This is a genomic window from Kluyvera sp. 1366 (assembly GCF_054823405.1).
The window spans coordinates 91326-110515 of the sequence record NZ_JBTRDW010000002.1 but is presented as its reverse complement, the minus strand read 5'-3'; the positions used below and the strand labels follow the sequence as shown (position 1 = coordinate 110515).

Annotated in this window: 15 protein-coding genes; 5 read left to right on the top strand and 10 right to left on the bottom strand. The window is 55.1% G+C overall.

The annotated features are described in order from the left end of the window. Positions 1–2: 2 nt before the first annotated feature. On the bottom strand, positions 3–1748 hold the full coding sequence (locus ACVLVH_RS04035) for a dihydroxyacetone kinase family protein (protein WP_277974854.1): 1746 nt from the start codon (positions 1746–1748) through the stop codon (positions 3–5). A 1-nt stretch (position 1749) separates the two neighbouring features. Then, a complete protein-coding gene (locus tag ACVLVH_RS04030; RefSeq protein ID WP_101764431.1) occupies positions 1750–3084 on the bottom strand; it encodes an MFS transporter in 1335 nt (444 codons plus the stop codon). 446 nt (positions 3085–3530) lie between these two features. Here ACVLVH_RS04030 and ACVLVH_RS04025 point away from each other — a divergent pair, with 446 nt between their 5' ends. Then, positions 3531–3989, top strand: a complete 459-nt coding sequence (locus tag ACVLVH_RS04025) for an RpiB/LacA/LacB family sugar-phosphate isomerase (RefSeq protein WP_101764432.1) — start codon at positions 3531–3533, stop codon at positions 3987–3989. A 29-nt stretch (positions 3990–4018) separates the two neighbouring features. After that, the gene (tkt, locus tag ACVLVH_RS04020; RefSeq protein ID WP_462062903.1) at positions 4019–6010 is read left to right on the top strand and encodes a transketolase; all 1992 of its coding nucleotides are present in this window, start codon (positions 4019–4021) and stop codon (positions 6008–6010) included. A gap of 63 nt (positions 6011–6073) precedes the next feature. Here the strand turns inward: tkt and ACVLVH_RS04015 are convergent, their stop codons facing one another. After that, positions 6074–6679 (bottom strand): TetR/AcrR family transcriptional regulator, encoded by a 606-nt coding sequence (locus tag ACVLVH_RS04015; protein WP_309834696.1) that lies wholly within the window; start codon positions 6677–6679, stop codon positions 6074–6076. A gap of 99 nt (positions 6680–6778) precedes the next feature. Next, the gene (locus ACVLVH_RS04010) at positions 6779–7459 is read right to left on the bottom strand and encodes a type 1 glutamine amidotransferase domain-containing protein (RefSeq protein WP_309836674.1); all 681 of its coding nucleotides are present in this window, start codon (positions 7457–7459) and stop codon (positions 6779–6781) included. 204 nt (positions 7460–7663) lie between these two features. On the opposite strand from ACVLVH_RS04010, the gene lplA reads away from it, so the two are divergent. Further along, complete coding sequence (gene lplA, locus ACVLVH_RS04005; protein ID WP_192411863.1) at positions 7664–8680, top strand: lipoate--protein ligase; 1017 nt, start codon at positions 7664–7666, stop codon at positions 8678–8680. A gap of 34 nt (positions 8681–8714) precedes the next feature. On the opposite strand, the gene ACVLVH_RS04000 is transcribed toward lplA, so the two are convergent. Continuing rightward, the gene (locus ACVLVH_RS04000; protein WP_192411864.1) at positions 8715–10106 is read right to left on the bottom strand and encodes a PTS transporter subunit EIIC; all 1392 of its coding nucleotides are present in this window, start codon (positions 10104–10106) and stop codon (positions 8715–8717) included. Positions 10107–10409: 303 nt separating this feature from the next. Here ACVLVH_RS04000 and ACVLVH_RS03995 point away from each other — a divergent pair, with 303 nt between their 5' ends. After that, positions 10410–11609 carry an enolase C-terminal domain-like protein gene (locus tag ACVLVH_RS03995; RefSeq protein ID WP_192411865.1) on the top strand — a complete coding sequence of 400 codons (1200 nt, stop codon included), beginning with the start codon at positions 10410–10412 and terminating at the stop codon, positions 11607–11609. A gap of 1 nt (position 11610) precedes the next feature. Here the strand turns inward: ACVLVH_RS03995 and ACVLVH_RS03990 are convergent, their stop codons facing one another. Next, positions 11611–12327: a GntR family transcriptional regulator gene (locus ACVLVH_RS03990; protein ID WP_192411866.1), complete on the bottom strand. Its 717-nt coding sequence runs from the start codon at positions 12325–12327 to the stop codon at positions 11611–11613. Positions 12328–12412: 85 nt separating this feature from the next. After that, positions 12413–13084 (bottom strand): pirin family protein, encoded by a 672-nt coding sequence (locus ACVLVH_RS03985; RefSeq protein ID WP_192411867.1) that lies wholly within the window; start codon positions 13082–13084, stop codon positions 12413–12415. A gap of 204 nt (positions 13085–13288) precedes the next feature. On the opposite strand from ACVLVH_RS03985, the gene ACVLVH_RS03980 reads away from it, so the two are divergent. Then, the gene (locus ACVLVH_RS03980; protein WP_192411868.1) at positions 13289–13852 is read left to right on the top strand and encodes a TetR/AcrR family transcriptional regulator; all 564 of its coding nucleotides are present in this window, start codon (positions 13289–13291) and stop codon (positions 13850–13852) included. Between the two features lie 2 nt (positions 13853–13854). On the opposite strand, the gene ACVLVH_RS03975 is transcribed toward ACVLVH_RS03980, so the two are convergent. The 3 genes from ACVLVH_RS03975 to ACVLVH_RS03965 all read right to left on the bottom strand — a co-directional run bounded on the left by ACVLVH_RS03975 (position 13855) and on the right by ACVLVH_RS03965 (position 19188). Beyond that, the gene (locus ACVLVH_RS03975) at positions 13855–14520 is read right to left on the bottom strand and encodes a TetR/AcrR family transcriptional regulator (protein ID WP_225614357.1); all 666 of its coding nucleotides are present in this window, start codon (positions 14518–14520) and stop codon (positions 13855–13857) included. A gap of 77 nt (positions 14521–14597) precedes the next feature. Next, positions 14598–16031, bottom strand: a complete 1434-nt coding sequence (locus ACVLVH_RS03970; protein ID WP_192411869.1) for an efflux transporter outer membrane subunit — start codon at positions 16029–16031, stop codon at positions 14598–14600. 1 nt (position 16032) lies between these two features. Then, positions 16033–19188 carry an efflux RND transporter permease subunit gene (locus ACVLVH_RS03965; protein WP_498948813.1) on the bottom strand — a complete coding sequence of 1052 codons (3156 nt, stop codon included), beginning with the start codon at positions 19186–19188 and terminating at the stop codon, positions 16033–16035. Between the last annotated feature and the right edge of the window lie 2 nt (positions 19189–19190).

The following is a 19190-nucleotide window of genomic DNA, read 5'->3' as shown; positions in this document are numbered from 1 at the left end:
CTTCAAGCTCCTTGTTCAGAGGCACTGTGTTCTTTTAGCAGATCGCCGACGGTATTGACGATTAATGCCAGCGAAATAGCTCCGGCATCCGGCGTGCCAACGCTTTTTTCTGCCAGCGGACGCGCACGCCCCATTTTTGGCACCAGCTGCGCGGTGTCCTGCGCAGCTTTATCAGCCACCTGCGCCGCCTTCAGCCAGGCGTCCGTTAACGACGCACCGGCGGCAACCGCCTCATTCAGGCTGTCGCTGAACGGCACCAGCACATCCACCATGGTTTTATCGCCAACGCGCGCTTTACCAAAGTGCATAATGCCTTCTTTTGCTTCACGTACGCCGGTGGCCACACGCTGTGCATCTGGTGTCTGACGATCGCCAAGCGCGGTACCCAATGCAGTAAGCGCCACGCCCCACAACGCGCCGGACGTGCCACCGGCTTTGTCGGCCCAGGCATCCGCCGCGCGGCACAGCAAGCTGCCCGCCCCGGCACCGCGCGCAGCGACTTCACGCGCTTTCTCAACCGCGCCCAGCACGCCGCGCTCCATGCCGATACCGTGGTCGCCGTCACCGGCCACCGCATCGATATCGCCAAGGCGTTCAGCGTTACGCTGTAACATTTCCGCCACGGATTCGAGCAACTGGAGTACGCGTTTCGCGCTCTCTTGCGATTCCGCGGTGGCTGCTGGCAAGGCTTCTTCCGTGCTTTCAATGCGCTCAGCGGCGCTTAACGGTTCGGCCACCAATACGCTGCCTTTGCGGTACGCTGGCGTATTGGTCGGCGCGCGCCACAAGGTTTCCAGCTGATCGTCCAGCCACATCAGCGTCAGTGACGCACCGGCCATATTGAAGCTGGTGACAAACTCGCCGACGTCCGGCTCAACCACCTGCAGGTTGGCGGCCTCCAGCAGTTGCGCGACGCGACGATAGACAACAAACAGCTCTTCATATTTCACCGAGCCCAGACCGTTGAGGATCACCGCCACGCGCTGACCTTCGGCCTGCGGGATATCGGCTGGCAGTTCATTGAGCAAGCGCTCCACGAAGATCTCGGCCAGCTCATCCGCACTCGGCATGTCGGTCTCTTTGATCCCCGGCTCGCCGTGAATGCCAAGTCCCAGCGCCATGCGCCCTTTTTCCACTTCGAACAGCGGATGCGAAGCGCCCGGCAGGCTGCAACCGGAAAACGCCACGCCAAACGTACGCGTGCGTTGATTCGCGTGCTGTGCCAGCTGCAGGACCTGCGATAAATCGTGACCCGCTTCAGCCGCGGCGCAGGCGGCTTTGAACACACAGAGATCGCCAGCCACACCGCGACGCTTCTCCAGCTCATCTTTACCCGCGCTGGAGATATCGTCGGTCACCGCCAGCACTTCGCAGGCGATACCTTCCGCCCGCAGACGCTCGCACGCCTGGCCGAAGTGCAGCACATCCCCGGCGTAGTTACCGAACATCAGCAACACGCCCGCGCCGTTATGGGCCGCACGCGCTACGTTGTAGATCTGCTGCGCTGATGGCGAAGCGAATAAGTTACCCATCGCCGCGCCGTGTGCCAGACCTTGTCCAACCAACCCGGCGAACGCCGGATAGTGACCGGACCCGCCGCCCACAATCACCGCCACCGTATTCGGCTGGCTGCGGGTGCTGCGCACCACGCCTCCGGTGACCTGACGGACTTTATCGGCGTTGGCGGCGACAAAGCCTTCGATAAGCTCAGCGGCAAAGGCTGAAGGTTGGTTAAACAGGTACGTCATATTAATGCTCCTGAGCTAAAGAGGTCGGCTGAGACGGCGAGCGACGGCGATTAAGTAACAGCATGAGGAACGCGGACAGCAGCATGAATCCACCCACCACAAACATCGGCAAGGCGTAGCTGTTGGTGGCGTCGTGCAGCGCGCCGGTGATGTAGCCCGCGGAGAAGCCCGCTACGTTTCCTAAGGTATTGATCAAAGCAATGGCTGCGGCGGCAGACGCGCCGGTCAGGAACTGCGTGGGTAAGGTCCAGAAATTCGGCAGTGCAGCGAAGATGGAGCTGGCGGTAATCGCAATCACCATAATGGTGGTGAACGGCGAATCCATATACAGCGCCAGCGGCACGCTGATGCCGCCTGCCAGCGCTGGAATGGCGATATGCCAGGTTTTGCAACCGCGACGCGTGGCATCTTTTGACCAGAAGAACATCACCACCGCCGCAATCAGGTACGGCACGCCGGTAATCAGCCCTTTCTGCATCACGTTAAAAGTGGTACCGAACTGCTGCTGGAAGCCCGCGATAATGGTTGGCAGGAAGAACGCCAGCGCATACAGGCCATAAATAAAGCCGAAGTAAATCAGGCACAGCATCCAGACGCGGCCGTTGCCCATCACCGAGCGCAGGCTGTGTTTTTGATGGCCCTGCTTCTGTTGATGCTCGGCTTCCAGTTCGGTGGTCAGCCAGGTTTTCTCTTCGGCGGTCAGCCACTTGGCCTGACGCGGCGAATCCACCAACCAGAACAGCGCGACGATACCAATCAAAATCGCGGGAATCGACACGCCCATAAACATCACGCGCCAGCCTTCCATGCCGAACAGGCCGTGCTGCTGAATCAGGGACGCGGCTAATGGCGCACCGAACACCACCGTTAGCGGCTGGGCAAGGTAGAACAGCGACAGAATTTTGCTGCGATGACGTCCCGGCACCCACATGCTGAGATAGAGAATCGCGCCTGGGAAGAAGCCAGCTTCGGCGATACCCAGCAGCAAACGCAGCGTATACAAGCCTTCCACACTGCTCACCCAGGTAAACAGCAGCGAGACAATGCCCCAGCTGATCATGATGCGCGCCAGCCAGCGACGCGCGCCGAACTTATGCAGCGCCAGGTTGCTTGGCACTTCCAGCAGAATGTAGCCAATAAAGAAGATGCCCGATGCCAGGCCAAACTGCAGTGCGGTGAGGCCGAGGTCTTGCGTCATGCCGTTGGGGCCGGCAAACGAAATCGCGGTGCGATCGAGGAAGTTGATAAAGAACATCAGCGCCACGAACGGCACTAAGCGCCAGGAGATTTTTCTGATGGTGGATTGTTCCACCGCTGTCATTGATGGTTGGTTCATAACGCACCTCCACGACGTGCGTGAGTGATCATTTCTTTATGTGGTGTTGACCAATCGCCAAAGAGGCGCTGGCTGCAGGAGTACTGAGAGGTACGGTGTAAATGACACATGTTCGAGTCCTCGATGGGTCTTCTTGTACATTGGTATAGTCATGCGAACATATGAACACTACACGGATAATTGTGCATCTCTCAACTGCAACACGTGAAAGTGTGAGCAGCCGCATAAGATTTGATTTTGGTCAATTTATCGGATTACTACGCCCATTCGCCGGCGCACAAGCGATTTCAATGGGTTCAATGAGGTATTCAGGCGCGATCCTGATAGCAATTCATATGAACAACCATTGAACATATGATTGAGTTTGTGGCAGGCTAACTATGAACATCTTCTCGCCTGCTGAACAAACGTGCAGGCGTCATTGCACACCCTGCTGGAGAACGACGATGAAAACTATCGCAATTGGCGCCGATGATGCGGCTATCGAATTGAAAAATGTGATTAAAAAGCTGCTGGAAGAGAAAGAGTATGTGGTGACGGATTACACCAATGACGCGCAAAACGACCGTCCGATGTATCCGGATGTGGCATTTGCGCTCGCCACCGCTATCCAGAAGAACGAATTTGAGCGCGGCATTCTGCTGTGCGGCACCGGCATCGGCGTGGCGATTGTCGCCAACAAGGTGGAAGGCGTGCGCGCGGCGCAGTGCCACGACACCTTCTCTGCCGAGCGTGCTCGCAAGAGCAACAACGCGCAGATCATGACCATGGGCGCGCGCGTCATTGGTCCTGAGCTGGCGAAGAACATCGTGAATGCCTGGCTGGCATCGGAGTTTGAAGGTGGCGGCTCAACTGCCAAAGTAGACAAGATCGGTTACTACGAACAAGTATCCCACGCTAAATAAGCGCCGATGTCGCACCTCTGGAGAACCTTATGTCTACACGCCGGGAAAGAGCCAACGCCATCCGCGCTTTGAGTATGGATGGCGTACAACAAGCCAATTCGGGGCATCCGGGCGCCCCGCTGGGCATGGCGGACATCGCTGAAGTGTTGTGGCTCGACTTTTTGCAGCACAATCCACGCAATCCTCACTGGGCTAACCGCGACCGCTTCGTGTTATCGAACGGTCACGGTTCGATGCTGATTTACAGCCTGTTGCACCTGAGCGGTTACGATTTGCCGCTCAGTGAATTAAAAAATTTTCGTCAGCTGCACTCCAAAACGCCGGGGCATCCTGAATACGGTTACACCGCAGGCGTTGAAACCACCACCGGCCCGCTGGGTCAGGGCATCGCTAACGCCGTCGGTTTTGCCATTGCCGAGCGCACGCTGGCGGCGCAGTTCAACCGTCCGGGACATGACATCGTAGACCATAACACCTACGTGTTTATGGGCGACGGCTGCATGATGGAAGGCATCTCACACGAAGTCTGCTCCATCGCCGGTACGCTGAAGCTGGGCAAACTGGTTGCCTTCTACGATGACAACGGCATCTCCATCGACGGTCACGTTGACGGCTGGTTCACCGACGACACCGCCAAACGCTTCGAAGCCTACGGCTGGCACGTGGTGCGCGGCGTGGACGGTCACGATGCGGACGCGATTAAGAAAGCGGTGGAAGAAGCCAAAGCGGTTTCCGACAAGCCTTCACTGCTGATGTGCAAAACCGTGATTGGCTTCGGTTCGCCAAACAAAGCCGGCACGCACGACTCGCACGGCGCGCCGCTGGGTGCCGATGAAATCGCGCTGACCCGCAAGCAGCTCGGCTGGAACCACGGTCCGTTTGAAATCCCTTCAGACATCTACGCGCAGTGGGATGCCAAAGAAGCCGGCCAGGCGAAGGAGTCCGCGTGGGACCAGAAGTTTGCCGCCTACGCCGCCGCGCATCCGGAGCTGGCTGCCGAGTTCAAACGTCGCGTGAACAATGAGCTGCCGGCGAACTGGGCCAGCGAGTCGCAGAAGTTCATCGAGCAGCTGCAGGCCAGTCCGGCGAAAATTGCCAGCCGTAAAGCCTCGCAGAACGCCATCGAAGCCTTTGGCAAAATCCTGCCGGAATATCTGGGCGGCTCCGCTGACCTGGCGCCGAGCAACCTCACCATGTGGTCCGGCTCGAAGCCAATCAACGAAGATGCGGCGGGCAACTACATCCATTACGGCGTGCGCGAGTTCGGTATGACCGCCATCGCCAACGGTATCGCGCTGCACGGCGGTTTCCTGCCGTACACCGCCACCTTCCTGATGTTCGTCGAGTACGCGCGCAACGCCGCACGCATGGCCGCGCTGATGAAAATCCGTCAGATCATGGTTTACACCCACGACTCGATTGGTCTGGGCGAAGATGGCCCGACGCACCAGCCGGTTGAGCAGATGGCCAGCCTGCGCGTGACGCCAAACATGAGCCTGTGGCGCCCGTGCGACCAGGTTGAGTCAGCGGTGGCGTGGAAGTACGCGATTGAACGCGTGGACGGCCCGTCGGCGCTGATCTTCTCGCGTCAGAACCTGGCGCAGCAGGATCGTAGCGCTGAGCAGTTGGCTAACGTGGCGCGCGGCGGTTACGTGTTGAAGGACAGCGAAGGTACGCCAGAGCTGATCCTGATCGCCACCGGTTCAGAAGTGGAACTGGCAGTGGCTGCGTTTGATCAGCTGACGGCGGAAGGCCGCAAGGTGCGCGTGGTGTCTATGCCATCCACCGACGCCTTCGACAAGCAGGACGCGGCGTACCGTGAATCCGTGCTGCCAAAAGCCGTTGCCGCACGCGTGGCGATTGAAGCGGGTATCGCGGATTACTGGTTCAAATACACCGGCCTAAACGGCGCGATCGTCGGCATGACCACCTTCGGTGAGTCAGCGCCTGCGGATCAGCTGTTCAAAGAGTTTGGTTTTACGGTTGAGAACGTGGTTAACACGGCGAGATCGGTTTTGTGATTTGAGGTCGCTAAATAGCGACCCAACAAAAGAAAAGGCGGCTCTGTTGAGTCGCCCTTTTTACTACGCGGTGATACGAATAATTTTTTGCGTCATGCTCATGGCGGAATCAAATGGGCCGGTATTGCGCACGATTTTCACCATCACGCTGGCGCCCACCCACAGCTGATACAGGCTTTCCGCCACACGGCTCGGTTTATCATCGATAGACAGCGAACCTTCCTCAACACCCGCTTCTAGCGCATGCGCCAGTCGCGCGATAATGCCGGCCGTGCCGGTCTGTAGCGTGCCGCGCATGCTATCCGAGAGATCGGCAACTTCCGCGCCCAGCTTCACCGCCAGACACTTGCCCTGACAATCGGAGAACGATTGCGATTCACGCCACAGCTGCCAGTAGTTCATCAGCCGCTGCGCCATCGTCAGGCCCGGCTCGCTCAAGGTCGCGTCTAGCTCAGCCAGATAATCATCGAAATAGCGCGCCAGCATATCCACGCCAAAAGCCTCTTTCGAGCTGAAGTAGTGATAGAACGAGCCTTTTGGCACACCGGCATCGGTGAGGATTTCATTTAATCCGACAGCCGAAAAACCCTTGCCGGCCATAATGCGTTGGCCAGTGGCAAGGATGTGATCGCGGATTTCATTGTTATGCAATTGGGATGTAGTCGTCATAGCGTTAGATTACCAAATACTAGACCAGTCGTCTAGGCGCTAAGCATGCGTTTACTGCTGCGATAAGGGAGGCGGACAGCGGTTCGCCTCCCGATGCGTTTATTGCGCCAGTTGCTTGATCAACTGTTGCGCCGTCTCTGCTGAAGACGTTGGGTTTTGTCCGGTAATCAGCAAACCATCGCTGACGACATAGGAACTCCAGTCCGCGCCTTTCGAATACAGACCGCCCTTCGCAATCAGTTCGTCTTCCACCAGGAAAGGCACCACCTGAGTCAGGCCGACCGCTTCCTCTTCGCTGTTGGTAAAACCGGTGACTTTACGGCCTGCTACCAGCGGGTTTCCTTGCGGGGTTTTGACGTGGCGCAGCACGCCCGGCGCATGACACACCAGTGCAACGTGCTTGTTGGCGGCCAGGAAGCCTTCGATCAGCGCGATTGAGTGCTGATCTTCTGCTAGATCCCAGAGCGGACCGTGACCGCCTGGGTAAAACACCGCGTCGAAATCGGCTGGCGATACGCTGTCCAGACGCACGGTGGCGGCGAGTTGCGCGGTTGCTGCTGCATCCGCTTCAAAGCGATGCGTGTGCTCCGTCTGAAAATCGGGCTCATTGCTTTTAGGATCTAACGGCGGGTTGCCCCCTTTCGGTGACGCCAGCGTGATTTCTGCGCCAGCATCTTTGAAGGCGTAGTAAGGCGCGGCCAGCTCTTCCAGCCAGAAACCGGTTTTGCGGCCGGTGTTACCCAATTGGTCGTGTGAGGTTAGAACCATCAGAATCTTCATCATCCATCTCCTGCTTGCTGGGTTTAAACTTCTAAACTAGACCAGTCGTCTAGCGCTTGAATTCAAAGTAACAGCTAATAGACCAGTCGTCTAGAGGTTAATTCATTTTATTATTGAAATGGAATGCGCTGCTGTTTCTTACCTTTCGATCCGCTTCAGCGTACTCTGTCCCGGTTTGCCCTTTCTCACGGAACCGAAAAAATCATGTCCACCCTACGATTACTCATTTCTGACTCACACGATCCCTGGTTCAACCTCGCAGTAGAAGAGTGTATTTTCCGCCAGATGCCGACAACGCAGCGCGTGCTGTTTCTCTGGCAGAATGCCGAAACCGTGGTTGTCGGTCGCGCCCAGAATCCGTGGAAAGAGTGCAACACGCGACGCATGGCGGAAGACGGCATCAAGCTGGCACGACGCAGCAGCGGCGGCGGCGCGGTATTTCACGATTTGGGCAACTGCTGCTTCACCTTTATGGCCGGTAAACCGGAATACGATAAGTCAGTCTCCACGGCGATTATCCTGCGCGCGCTGGAACAGCTCGGCATTCCGGCAACAGCCTCCGGTCGCAACGATATCGTGGTGAATGTAGATGGCGAAGTGCGCAAGATTTCCGGATCTGCTTACCGTGAAACGCCGGATCGCGGTTTTCATCACGGCACCTTTTTGATGAATGCTGATTTGTCGCGTCTCGCCGATTACCTCAATCCAGACATTAAAAAATTACAGGCGAAAGGCATTACCTCGGTGCGATCGCGCGTGGCCAACATTGCCGATTTGGTGCCAGGCATCAGCTTTGAGGCGATCTGCCATGAGGTGATTGCCGCTTATTTCGATTACTACCAGGAAGAGTGCGAGCCGGAGCATATTTCCCCGGCCGCACTGCCTGATTTGCCTGGTTTTGAAGAGCAGTTTGCGCGGCTAAGCAGCTGGGAATGGAATTTTGGTAACGCACCGGATTTCTCGCATCTGCTGAATGAGCGTTTTGTCTGGGGCGGCGTTGAGATCCACTTTGATGTCGAACGCGGCGTGATTTCTCGCTGCCAGATTTTCACCGACAGCCTGAACCCTTCGCCATTAGAAACGCTGGCGTTGCGTCTGCAGGGCGCGGTGTATCGACCTGAAACCGTATTGGCGCAATTAGCGCAGTTGAAAGCAGAATATCCTCAGCAGATGAATGAGCTGAGCGAGCTGGAAAACTGGCTGGTGGCGAGTGTGAGCTAAGCGTAAATTGGTCGCCATAAATGGCGACCAAACATTACTTATTCTTGGGCTGTGCGACTAAATCCGGTTCTTTGCCTACCAACATCAATGTCAGACTAAACGACATAATAAGCGCAATGGCGACGCCGGAAATGGCCCAGATAAAGTACGGGCCAATATAGGCCGGCAAACTGAATATACTGGAAAGAATATAGCCGTATAAACGCACGCCAAAGAAACCGATAAAGGCCGAAGCCAGCGCACTGGAAACCGTTGCCGCAATAAAGGCTTTTTTGTAGCGCGTTAGCACGCCAAACAACGCCGGTTCTGTAATGCCTAATAATGCTGAAATGGCGGCTGAAAGTGTGACCACTTTGTCCTGACGATTTTTAGTCAATTTCCAGATAGCAAATGTAGCTCCGGCAATCGACATATTTGCCATAAACATCATCGGCATCAACATGTCATAACCGCGATCGCTGAAATTCTGCAGCGCAATCGGTGTCATCGCGTGATGCATGCCGGTTAGCACCGCAACGGGGCGAATGGCACCGACAATTAAGCCAGCAAAGCTCGCTGAGATACTGAATAAGCCCTCAATAAACAGCGCCAAACCTTTGCCAAGCCAAATACCCATCGGGCCAATTACCACCAGCGCGGTTAATGCCGCCAGGAACAGCGTTAAGGTTGGGGTAAATACGGTTTTCAATACTTCCGGCATAATACGATCCACCCCGCGATGGATATAGCTGAGAGCCAGAATAGAGAAGATGACCGGGATAACGCTGGAAGCATAATTAAATACCGAAACCGGCAGCACGCCCATCAGCCAAAATGCGCTTACTGCGCCCTCCTGATGCGCCGCCAGCGATTTTGCCGCATCGATTAAAGAGGGATACATTAAACACGCCGCCACGGCTGCAGCTAAATACTCGTTGGTTTTAAATATTTTGGCGGCAGAGACCGCTAAAAAGAACGGCAGGAAATAGAACACGCCGCTGGCAATTAAATCAATCACCATCACCGTATCGCTTTTGGCCGAGACCAGCTGTAACGCCACTAATCCGGCCAGCAAACCTTTGATCATTCCGGCGCCAGCAATGGCGGGAACAATCGGGCCAAATACGCCCGAAACGGTATCCATAAACAGCGATACCAGGCTTTTGTGCGCTTTCTCGTTTTGCGCGGGCTGAACGCCGTCGTTATTTAATACCGGAACGATTTGCTCATACCAGCTATTGACCTTGGGCCCGATAATAATCTGGAATTGTTCACTCTGCATTTGCGCGCCCAATACGCCGGGCAAGGTTTTAATTTCGCTCTGGTTAACTTTATTGTCATCAATAAGGTCAAAGCGCAGACGCGTCATGCAATGCCAGACTTTATTGATATTATTCTTCCCACCCACTAAGTGGATTATATTTTTTATTACTTCCTGCGTTCCCATACGTGCTCCTGAGGGAAGAAAAACAGCCTGATGAAATCTGCACTGGATGGTAATAAATGACACTCAACAAAACAAACCAATAAATTATGACTGCGATCACAAAACCCGTTGCAACAGGGCCATTAAGTTTTAAAATAGCAAATTGGTCTGTTTTATCGCGATAAACACTCTTTTTTACTGACCAATATTTATTGGCTGAAAAAGGGTTTGCGTCTCAATAAAAACCCGGTAATGATACGCCAAAATAGCTTATCAACAGGCCTTGAAATTGAGCGCAGTCACTGCGCCACAGGAGTATTTCACGTGACCCCAACCCTCATTGAAAGTATTGAGTGTTTTATTACCCGCCCCGATCGCCATAACCTTATTACCGTACGTGTTACCACCAATAAAGGGATTACCGGTCACGGCTGCGCCACCTTTCAACAGCGTCCTTTGGCGGTAAAAACCATGGTGGATGAGTATCTGGTGCCGCTATTAGTTGGACGCGATGCCAACAATATTGAAGACCTGTGGCAGATGATGAACGTTAATGCCTATTGGCGTAACGGTCCGGTGACCAACAATGCCATTTCGGGCGTGGATATGGCGCTGTGGGATATTAAATCGCAGTTAGCCGATATGCCTTTATATCAGCTGTGGGGCGGCAAAGCGCGCGATGCGATTGCAGCTTACACCCATGCCAGCGGTGAAACGCTGGAGGAACTTTATACCTCCGTTGATAACGCCTTAGAGAAAGGCTATCGCCATATCCGCTGTCAGCTGGGCTTTTACGGCGGAACGCCGAAAGAACTCCACGCACCGGAAAATAGCACCTCCGGCGCTTACTACTCGCAGCAAGAGTACATGACGAATACGCTCGAGATGTTCCGCGCGTTGCGGGAGAAATACGGTCACTGTTTTGAAATATTGCATGACGTGCATGAGCGCTTATTCCCGCAGCAGGCCATTCAGCTGGTAAAACAGCTTGAGCCATATATGCCCTACTTCCTTGAGGATGTGCTCCCACCCGCGCAAACTGGCTGGCTAGCGCAGTTGCGTCAGCAAAGCGCGGTGCCGTTAGCGTTAGGCGAATTATTTAATAATCCCGCAGAATGGCACGAGTTAATTGTCAATCGTCGCATCGACTTTATTCGTTGTCACGTCTCGCAGATTGGTGGTATTACGCCGGCATTGAAACTGGCTGCACTGTGTCAGGCATTTGGTGTGCGACTGGCATGGCACGGACCGGGCGATATGACGCCGATTGGCGTGGCGGTTAATACACATCTGAATATTCACCTGCACAATGCTGCGATTCAGGAATTTATTCCACGCTCAACGCTGACGGATGCCATTTTCCCTGGCGCGCCGGAAATAAAAAATGGCTATCTCTATCCGCCGCAAGCATCAGGTATTGGCGTTGGCTTTGATCAGGCATTAGCGGAAAAATATCCGGTGGTTTATCGTCCGCATGAATGGACGCAGAGTCGCCTGCCAGACGGCACCATGCACACGCCATAAGTTAGCGCTGTTGCTGGCGGAAACGCAGATTATCCGGGTTATGCGGAATCAGATAGGTGCAGGTGTAATGAATATCAACGATGTCGCTGATTTCATACACCTGCCCGCCCTGCAAAATACCACGATTTATAATGTGCATCGCCGGACTGCCTTTTTTACAACCCAGTAGCGTCGCCTGTTCGCGGTTAACGCTAATCGCGCGATAGCTGGTGAGTAAATGTGAGATTTGGTAGCCTTTGGACAACACATATTGCTGTATCGAGCGCTCAATAACCTCACCGTTGAGATCGGTAAATAAGGTTGCGGGCATACGCGATATTTCAATTTGTACCGCCACATTATCGACATAGCGCAGGCGGGAAAACTCCCAGATAAAGGCGTTGTCGTTAATGGCAAATATCTGTTGCTCATCACTATCGGGGCGTCTTTTACGCAGGCTGAGTGAGCGGTAATGCATCTGATCAAAGCGCTTTTCGGTGATTGAATTATAAACCAGCGGGTTATTACGCACCGTTTCATTAATCCAGATACCTGATCCCTGCACGATACGTACCGCGCCGATACTCACCAGTTTCTCCAGCGCCTGGCGGATAGTGAAACGCGATACGCCATATTCTTCGGCCAGCTGGCGTTCAGGCGGTAATTTGCGTGGCGCGGAGGTATCTTCCTGATAGATCTTGCTCAGCAAATCCTGGGTAACGAACTCTTTCTTTTTCATTGAATTACCCTCCTCCGATGTTTTATCCGCAGATGATAGCACGATGTTATATGGAGGAAGGGTTAGGTGCCCATGAATGGCGGCTCTACAGGCTTTTCTGCACCAGAAACGCAATCAGCGTTGCATCCCGCTCGCCCATCAACGCTGGCAAAGCCTTGTTATCGCTGACGGAATCGCCTTTGTGCAAACGTTCATTATCCATACGCACAATGCCGTCCAGCACGCTGACCCAGCTGGAAAAGCCTGCACGCTGCGGCACATCCACCTGTTTGCCGCGCTCCAGTTTCAGGTCATAAATGTATACCGCCTGATTCAGCGCCAGTGGCGCCTCGCTGCCGTGCGGCCCTGCCAGTAACGTCCATGCGTTTAATGCCGCACCGTCCGCACGGGTAAAGGTATTGACCTGCGGCTCACCGCCGGTTTGCGCTGGATTAATGGTGGCCTGCAACATTTCGGTTTCGATAAAAGGCGCAGACTCGGCAAAGCGCATGCCGCTACCGGCACTCAGCAGCAGCGCGCGTTTGGCGTTAAGGGAGTGCGTTTCACCCTGCTCGGTGCTGTGCAGCAGCGAACCGCGCCAAACGTAGCTGAAAATCTCGCTATCCTGATGAGAATGCAGCGGGATAGTGGCATCCAGTTGCAGCGTCATTTGGTCGACAATCGCCAGCGGTCCAAACGCTTCACCGGGACGCTGACGGCGAATGGTGAAAGGACCATATTCAAACAGCTGATCGCGTTGGGCGCGCAGGATGTTCATGATGTTATTCCTTGATGATTTTTTCTGTCCACCATCATAGAGGTCTGAAAAATCATGAACAGCAGGCAAAACTGCTCGCTTGAATCAAAAAAACTGAACAACGCTACAGCGCCGAAATAATCAGGTTGGGTTAATGTTTTTATTCATCGCGAGTACAGCTTTAATTGCGTAAAATAGCCGCTTTATTCTGCGAGTGTAATAATCATGAACCGAAGCGAACAGATCCTGGCCGCCGCCGAGCAATGCATGCGGCTGAAAGGCTTTCACCAGACATCGATTCAGAATATTGCCAGCCAGGCCGACGTTAGTATTGGTTTAATTTATAAATACTATAAAAACAAAGAGGCGATCATTGAGGCATTAGTCACCAATGTGGTGCAGCGGATGATCACGCTACTCAATGCAGACTTTGAACGTATCGCGCATATGAAAGGACATTATCACGAAGCGGAGGATATTGTGCCGGCGGCAGTGGAAAACAGTATTATTCTGCTGATGGAAGTGTCATCTGAAGCCACGCGTAATAATCGCATCCAACAAATCATGCTCGATGCCTGGCATGATCTTAAAAATAATTTTATTGCTCAGGAGCAGACGCTGCACCCCGAGCAGGACGCCAATGCCATTCACACCCGCTTATATGTGATGTCGCTGATTATTGACGGCATTATTATTCGCCGCTGCATGAAGCAGCGCGATATGGCGCCGGGCTTTATGCCGTTTTTCAATGCGGTGGTGAATGATGTCTATCCGCACGGTGCGATGTAAATTCAGCCGAACAGATGCTGGCTGAGAACGCCGTTAACCCGCTGCATTTCACGTTGGTCCAGGTCGCTATCGCCGAAGGCGCGACAGGCGACGCCATCGACCAGCAGCAATAAAAATTGAATACGATTGGCGCGCTGTGTTGGATCGATATCAGGTTGTTGCGCGCGAAAAATAGCCGCTAACTCAGCAAGTAATAATTGCTCCTGATGGGCCAGAATGGTACGCACCGATTCATTACGCGACGCCTCAGAATACATTTCCAGTAATAATTTCCGGTCCTGACTCGGCCAATGATGCCAGAATGGCGAATCAGCGTTGATAATATCCTGAGTCGATTGTTGTGCGGGCAAGTGTTGTATTAAAAACAGGCGCCAGTTGTGCGCGATGCTTTTTATTGTTTCCATCACAATAAGCTCTTTACTGCTAAAGTAACGATATATTTGCCCTGCCCCTAACGCAGATTCACGGCTAATATCCGCCATGCTGGCGCCATGAAATCCGGAGCGACTAAAACAGACTTTCGCCGCAGAAATCACCTGCTGCTGACGCTGTAAGAGAAAATCGTCATGTTCAGAGTGACTCACATTGGCTCCGAAAAAGAATTTAGCTTTTATTCCCGTCATCATACGTGATGCGTTTCCGGTGATAAACCCAGACAATGTTTCCAATTCTTGCTTCCCCGCACGCAGGCCATGTAGCGACGCAATTTATTGCACGATAAATCGCGCCGCTACGAAAAGTGCAATTATTGCGCGCTCATTATTTCAGATTCTTTCAACGCCGTGCCGCCACCCATCACTTTATAGAAGGTGATCAAATTCAGGTAATAGGCTTGCTGCGTACTCACCAGATTGGTTCGGGCACTGTACAGCGTGCGCTGCGCGGTTAACGCATTGAGGTAGCTATCAACGCCGTTGCGGTAGCGCAGATCCGCCAGATGATAATAGGTTTGCGATGCCGCTACATTACGCTGCTGACTGCTGAGCTGATCGTTGATGGTGCCACGACGCGCCAGCGCATCCGCCACTTCCTGGAAGGCGGTTTGCACCGCTTTCTCATACGCCGCTACGTAATACTCCTTCTGTGCTTTGGTGTATTTCAGGTAAGAGACGTTGTAGCCGCCCTGGAAAATCGGCAGCGAAATGCTCGGCGCAAATGACCAAATGCCCGCCCCGTTTTTAAACAGCGTCGACAGATCGCTACTGCCGACGCCGCCGCTGCCCGTCAGCGTAATGCTCGGGAAGAAGTTGGCACGCGCCGCGCCGATACTGGCGTTGGCCGACTTGAGATTATGCTCGGCTTGCAACACATCAGGGCGATTCAGCAAGGCCTCCGATGAGACGCCCGCAGGCACCTCGCGCAGTGCGTTACCTATCGATTCAATGCTGTCAGGCAGCAGGTTATCCGGCACGCTGCGGCCCACCACCAAATCCAGCGCGTTTTTATCCTGCGCCACCAGCGTGCTGTAGCTGGCGACATCGGCCTGCGCGGATTGATAGGTGGTTTCCGCAGACGAGACATCCACCATTGAGGCGATACCATTTTCCATCTGCTTGCGCGTCACCTGCCACGATTGTCGCGCGCTCTCGGCGGTCTCTTTGGCAATTGCCAGATTGCTGCGATCGGCGGCGAGCTGCAGCCAGTAATCCACGGTGTTGTACAACACCGTCAGGCGCGTGCTGCGTGCGCCCTGCAGCGTGCCGAGATAGGTTTCATACTGCTCGCGCGTCAGGCTCTGGTTTTTGCCAAACAGATCGAGTTCAAACGAACTGACGCTGCCTTCTGCCGAATAACTGTTGCTGATGGCGGTTTGATTGCCTTCGCCTGTTAACGCGCGCGAACGCGTGCCGCTCACGCCGGCGCTAATAGCCGGGAACAGATTGGCCCGCTCTTCACCGTATTGCGCATGCGCGGATTTAACGCTGGCCACCGCTTCACGCAAGTCGCGGCTGCTATCCAGCGCCATCGCCACCACCTGGCGCAGTTGGGCGTCGAGCACATAATCCTGCCAGCTCAGGTCGCGGTAGTTGCTGGCTGGTGTGCCTTGCAATGAACGATAGGCTTCACCGCTCGGCATCTCGCTGCTGACCGCGCCTTGCGGGCGCTCATAGTGCGGATCGAGCGACACACAACCCGACAGCAGCGCGGGAACCAATACCATTAAGAGTTTTGCCGACATGTTATTCCCCCGCCTTGGCCACAGATGCATGATTATCGTCATGCGGTATCGCCGGGAACACGCGACGCACCAGAACAAAGAACAGCGGTACAAAGAAGATCGCCAGCAAGGTAGCGGTCAGCGTGCCGCCAATAATACCGGTACCAATCGCAATACGGCTATTGGCGCCCGCGCCGGTGGAAATCGCCAGTGGCAATACGCCAGCGGTAAATGCCAGCGAAGTCATAATGATGGGCCGCAGGCGCATCGATGCCGCGTGCGTCGCCGCCTTCACCAGGCTTTCCCCTTTGCGGTAATTGTCTTCGGCGAACTCAACGATCAGAATCGCGTTCTTCGCCGACAAGCCAATGATGGTTAACAGCGCCACCTGGAAGTAGACGTCGTTTTCCAGCCCGCGCAGGCTGATCGCCAGCAGCGAGCCGATCACCCCGAGCGGCACCACCATCATCACCGAGAACGGCACCGACCAGCTTTCATACAACGCCGCCAGGCACAGGAACACCACAATCAGCGAGATGCCATACAGCGACATCGCCTGGTTGCCGGAGAGTTTTTCCTGATAGGACAAGCCGCTCCACGCAAAAGTGGTGCCCGCCGGCAGCTTCGCCGCCAGTTTTTCCATCGCGCTGATCGCATCCCCGGAACTCTTGCCGGCCGCCGCCGAACCTTCGATTTCGTAGGACGCGAGGCCGTTATAACGAGACAGCACATCCGGGCCGTACGCCCACTCTGAGGAGGCAAACGACGCAAACGGCACCATGGTGGTATTGCTGTTGCTATCGCTGCCGCGCACGTACCAGCGATCGATATCTTCCGGCTTGCTGCGGAACTGCTGATCGCCCTGCATGTAAACCTTCTTCACGCGGCCACGATCGGTGAAGTCGTTGATGTAGCTGCCGCCAATCGCCGCGCTGAGCGTGTCGTTGATGTCGCTGATGGTGAGACCCAGCGACTGCGCTTTTTCATCGTCGATATTGACCTGCAGCTGCGGCAAATCCGGCAAGGTGTTGGCACGCACCGCGCTGAGCAGCGGATCCTGATTGGCTTCAGCAATCAGCTGATTGCGCATTTGCAGTAGCTGATCGCGCCCGGTGGCACCACGCGCCTGCAGCTCAAAGGTGAATCCGTCTGACTGCCCTAAACCGGACACCGACGGCGGCGACAGCACGAAGATCTGCGCATCACGAATGCTGGCAAGATTGGCCATGGCACGCGCGGCAATGGCATCGGCACTGTTTTCAGCACCTTTACGCTCGCTCCAGTTCTTCAGCGAGATAAAGCCAATCCCGGCGTTCTGGCCGCTGCCGGCAAAACTGAAGCCATTCACCAGCATACTGACGTTGATGTTGTCTTTTTCTTTGGTGGCGAAGTATTCCTGCACCTGACGACGAACCGCGCTGGTGCGGTTTTCCGTCGCGCCCGGTGCCAGCTGGTATTGCACCATGATATAGCCCTGATCCTCAGTCGGCAGGAAGCCGGTCGGCAAACGTATATACAGCACCGCGCAACCGATCAGCAGCACCGCGTAGAGCAGCAGATAGCGCACCGAACTGTGCAGCACATGACCCACGCCGTTGTGATAACGCGCCTGCACGCGCTCGTAACTGCGATTGAACCAGCCGAAAAAGCCCTTTTGACCGCCTTCTTCGTTGTGCGGTTTGAGCAGCGTGGCGCACAACGCCGGCGTCAACGTTAACGCCACGATCACCGACAGCACCATCGATGACACAATGGTGATGGAGAACTGACGATAGATAACGCCGGTTGAGCCGCTAAAGAAGGTCATCGGCAGAAACACCGCCGACAGCACCAGCGCGATACCAATCAGCGCGCCGGTGATCTCCTTCATCGATTTTTCAGTGGCCTGACGCGGCGGCAAACCCTCTTCGCGCATCACACGCTCGACGTTTTCCACCACTACGATTGCGTCATCCACTAACAGCCCAATGGCGAGCACCATGCCGAACATAGTTAAGGTGTTGATCGAGTACCCGAACAGTGACAGCACGCCAAAGGTTCCCAGCAGCACCACCGGCACGGCAATCGCCGGAATCAGCGTGGTGCGGATGTTCTGCAGAAACACGAACATCACGATCACCACCAGAATCACCGCCTCGATCAGGGTTTTCACCACCTCTTCAATCGAGATTTTCACGAAGTCGGTGCTGTCGAGCGGATACGCCACTTCATAGCCCGGCGGCATGCTGCTGCGGAACTCGTCGATGGTGGCTTTCACCTGTTCGGCGGTTGAAAGCGCATTGGCGCCGGACGCCAGCTGCACCGCAATCCCTGAAGCCGGGTGACCGTTCGCCAGCACGTTGGCGCTGTAATCCTCGTCACCCATTTCCACGCGAGCCACATCACTCAGATGCACCACCGATCCGTCGCTTTGGCTTTTCAGCACGATATTGCGGAACTGTTCCGGCGTTTGCAGACGTGAACGCGAACGCACGGTCGCCACCAGCTGCTGCTCTTTGCTGGCCGGTTGCGCGCCCAGCTGACCGGAGGAAACCTGGGTATTCTGGCTCTCCAGCGCGCTGGTCACATCGGACGGCATCAGCGAAAAGGAGGCGAGTTTGGCGGGATCGAGCCAGATGCGCATGGCGTATTCGGCACCAAACACCTGCACGCTACCGACGCCCGGCACGCGCGCCAGCGTATCTTCCATGTTGCTGACCATGTAGTCCGCCACATCGGCCGAGGTGCTTTGGTTGGTTTTATCGTACAGCGCCAGAATCAGCAGGAAGTCGCTTTGCGCCTTCTCCACCGTCACGCCTTGCGTGGTAACGGAGGTCGGCAAGCGGCTTTCGGCCTGCTGCACTTTGTTCTGCACCTGCACCTGCGCAATATCCGGATCGGTGCCCTGCTGGAAAGTGACGCTGATTTTTACCTGGCCGGTTGAGGCGGTGCTGGTGGAATCGAAATAGAGCAAGCCGTCGAGGCCGGTGAGCTGCTGCTCGATCACCTGCGTGACGCTGCTTTCCAGCGTTTCCGCCGACGCGCCGGTGTAAGTGGCCTGAATACTGATCTGCGGCGGTGCAACGTCGGGATACTGCGCAATCGGCAGGCTTTTAATGCTGAGCACGCCAAACATCATGATGCAGATGGCGATCACCCAGGCGAATACCGGGCGGCGAATAAAGAACTGAGCCAACATAA

Coding starts and splice junctions, on each gene's coding strand:
- ACVLVH_RS04035 (WP_277974854.1), bottom strand. CDS start 1,748: ATGACGTACCTGTTTAACCAACCTTCAGCCTTTGCCGCTGAGCTTATC.
- ACVLVH_RS04010 (WP_309836674.1), bottom strand. CDS start 7,459: ATGAAGATTCTGATGGTTCTAACCTCACACGACCAATTGGGTAACACC.
- ACVLVH_RS03980 (WP_192411868.1), top strand. CDS start 13,289: ATGAACCGAAGCGAACAGATCCTGGCCGCCGCCGAGCAATGCATGCGG.
- ACVLVH_RS04015 (WP_309834696.1), bottom strand. CDS start 6,679: ATGACGACTACATCCCAATTGCATAACAATGAAATCCGCGATCACATC.
- ACVLVH_RS03985 (WP_192411867.1), bottom strand. CDS start 13,084: ATGAACATCCTGCGCGCCCAACGCGATCAGCTGTTTGAATATGGTCCT.
- lplA (WP_192411863.1), top strand. CDS start 7,664: ATGTCCACCCTACGATTACTCATTTCTGACTCACACGATCCCTGGTTC.
- ACVLVH_RS04000 (WP_192411864.1), bottom strand. CDS start 10,106: ATGGGAACGCAGGAAGTAATAAAAAATATAATCCACTTAGTGGGTGGG.
- ACVLVH_RS03965 (WP_498948813.1), bottom strand. CDS start 19,188: ATGTTGGCTCAGTTCTTTATTCGCCGCCCGGTATTCGCCTGGGTGATC.
- ACVLVH_RS04025 (WP_101764432.1), top strand. CDS start 3,531: ATGAAAACTATCGCAATTGGCGCCGATGATGCGGCTATCGAATTGAAA.
- tkt (WP_462062903.1), top strand. CDS start 4,019: ATGTCTACACGCCGGGAAAGAGCCAACGCCATCCGCGCTTTGAGTATG.
- ACVLVH_RS04030 (WP_101764431.1), bottom strand. CDS start 3,084: ATGAACCAACCATCAATGACAGCGGTGGAACAATCCACCATCAGAAAA.
- ACVLVH_RS03990 (WP_192411866.1), bottom strand. CDS start 12,327: ATGAAAAAGAAAGAGTTCGTTACCCAGGATTTGCTGAGCAAGATCTAT.
- ACVLVH_RS03970 (WP_192411869.1), bottom strand. CDS start 16,031: ATGTCGGCAAAACTCTTAATGGTATTGGTTCCCGCGCTGCTGTCGGGT.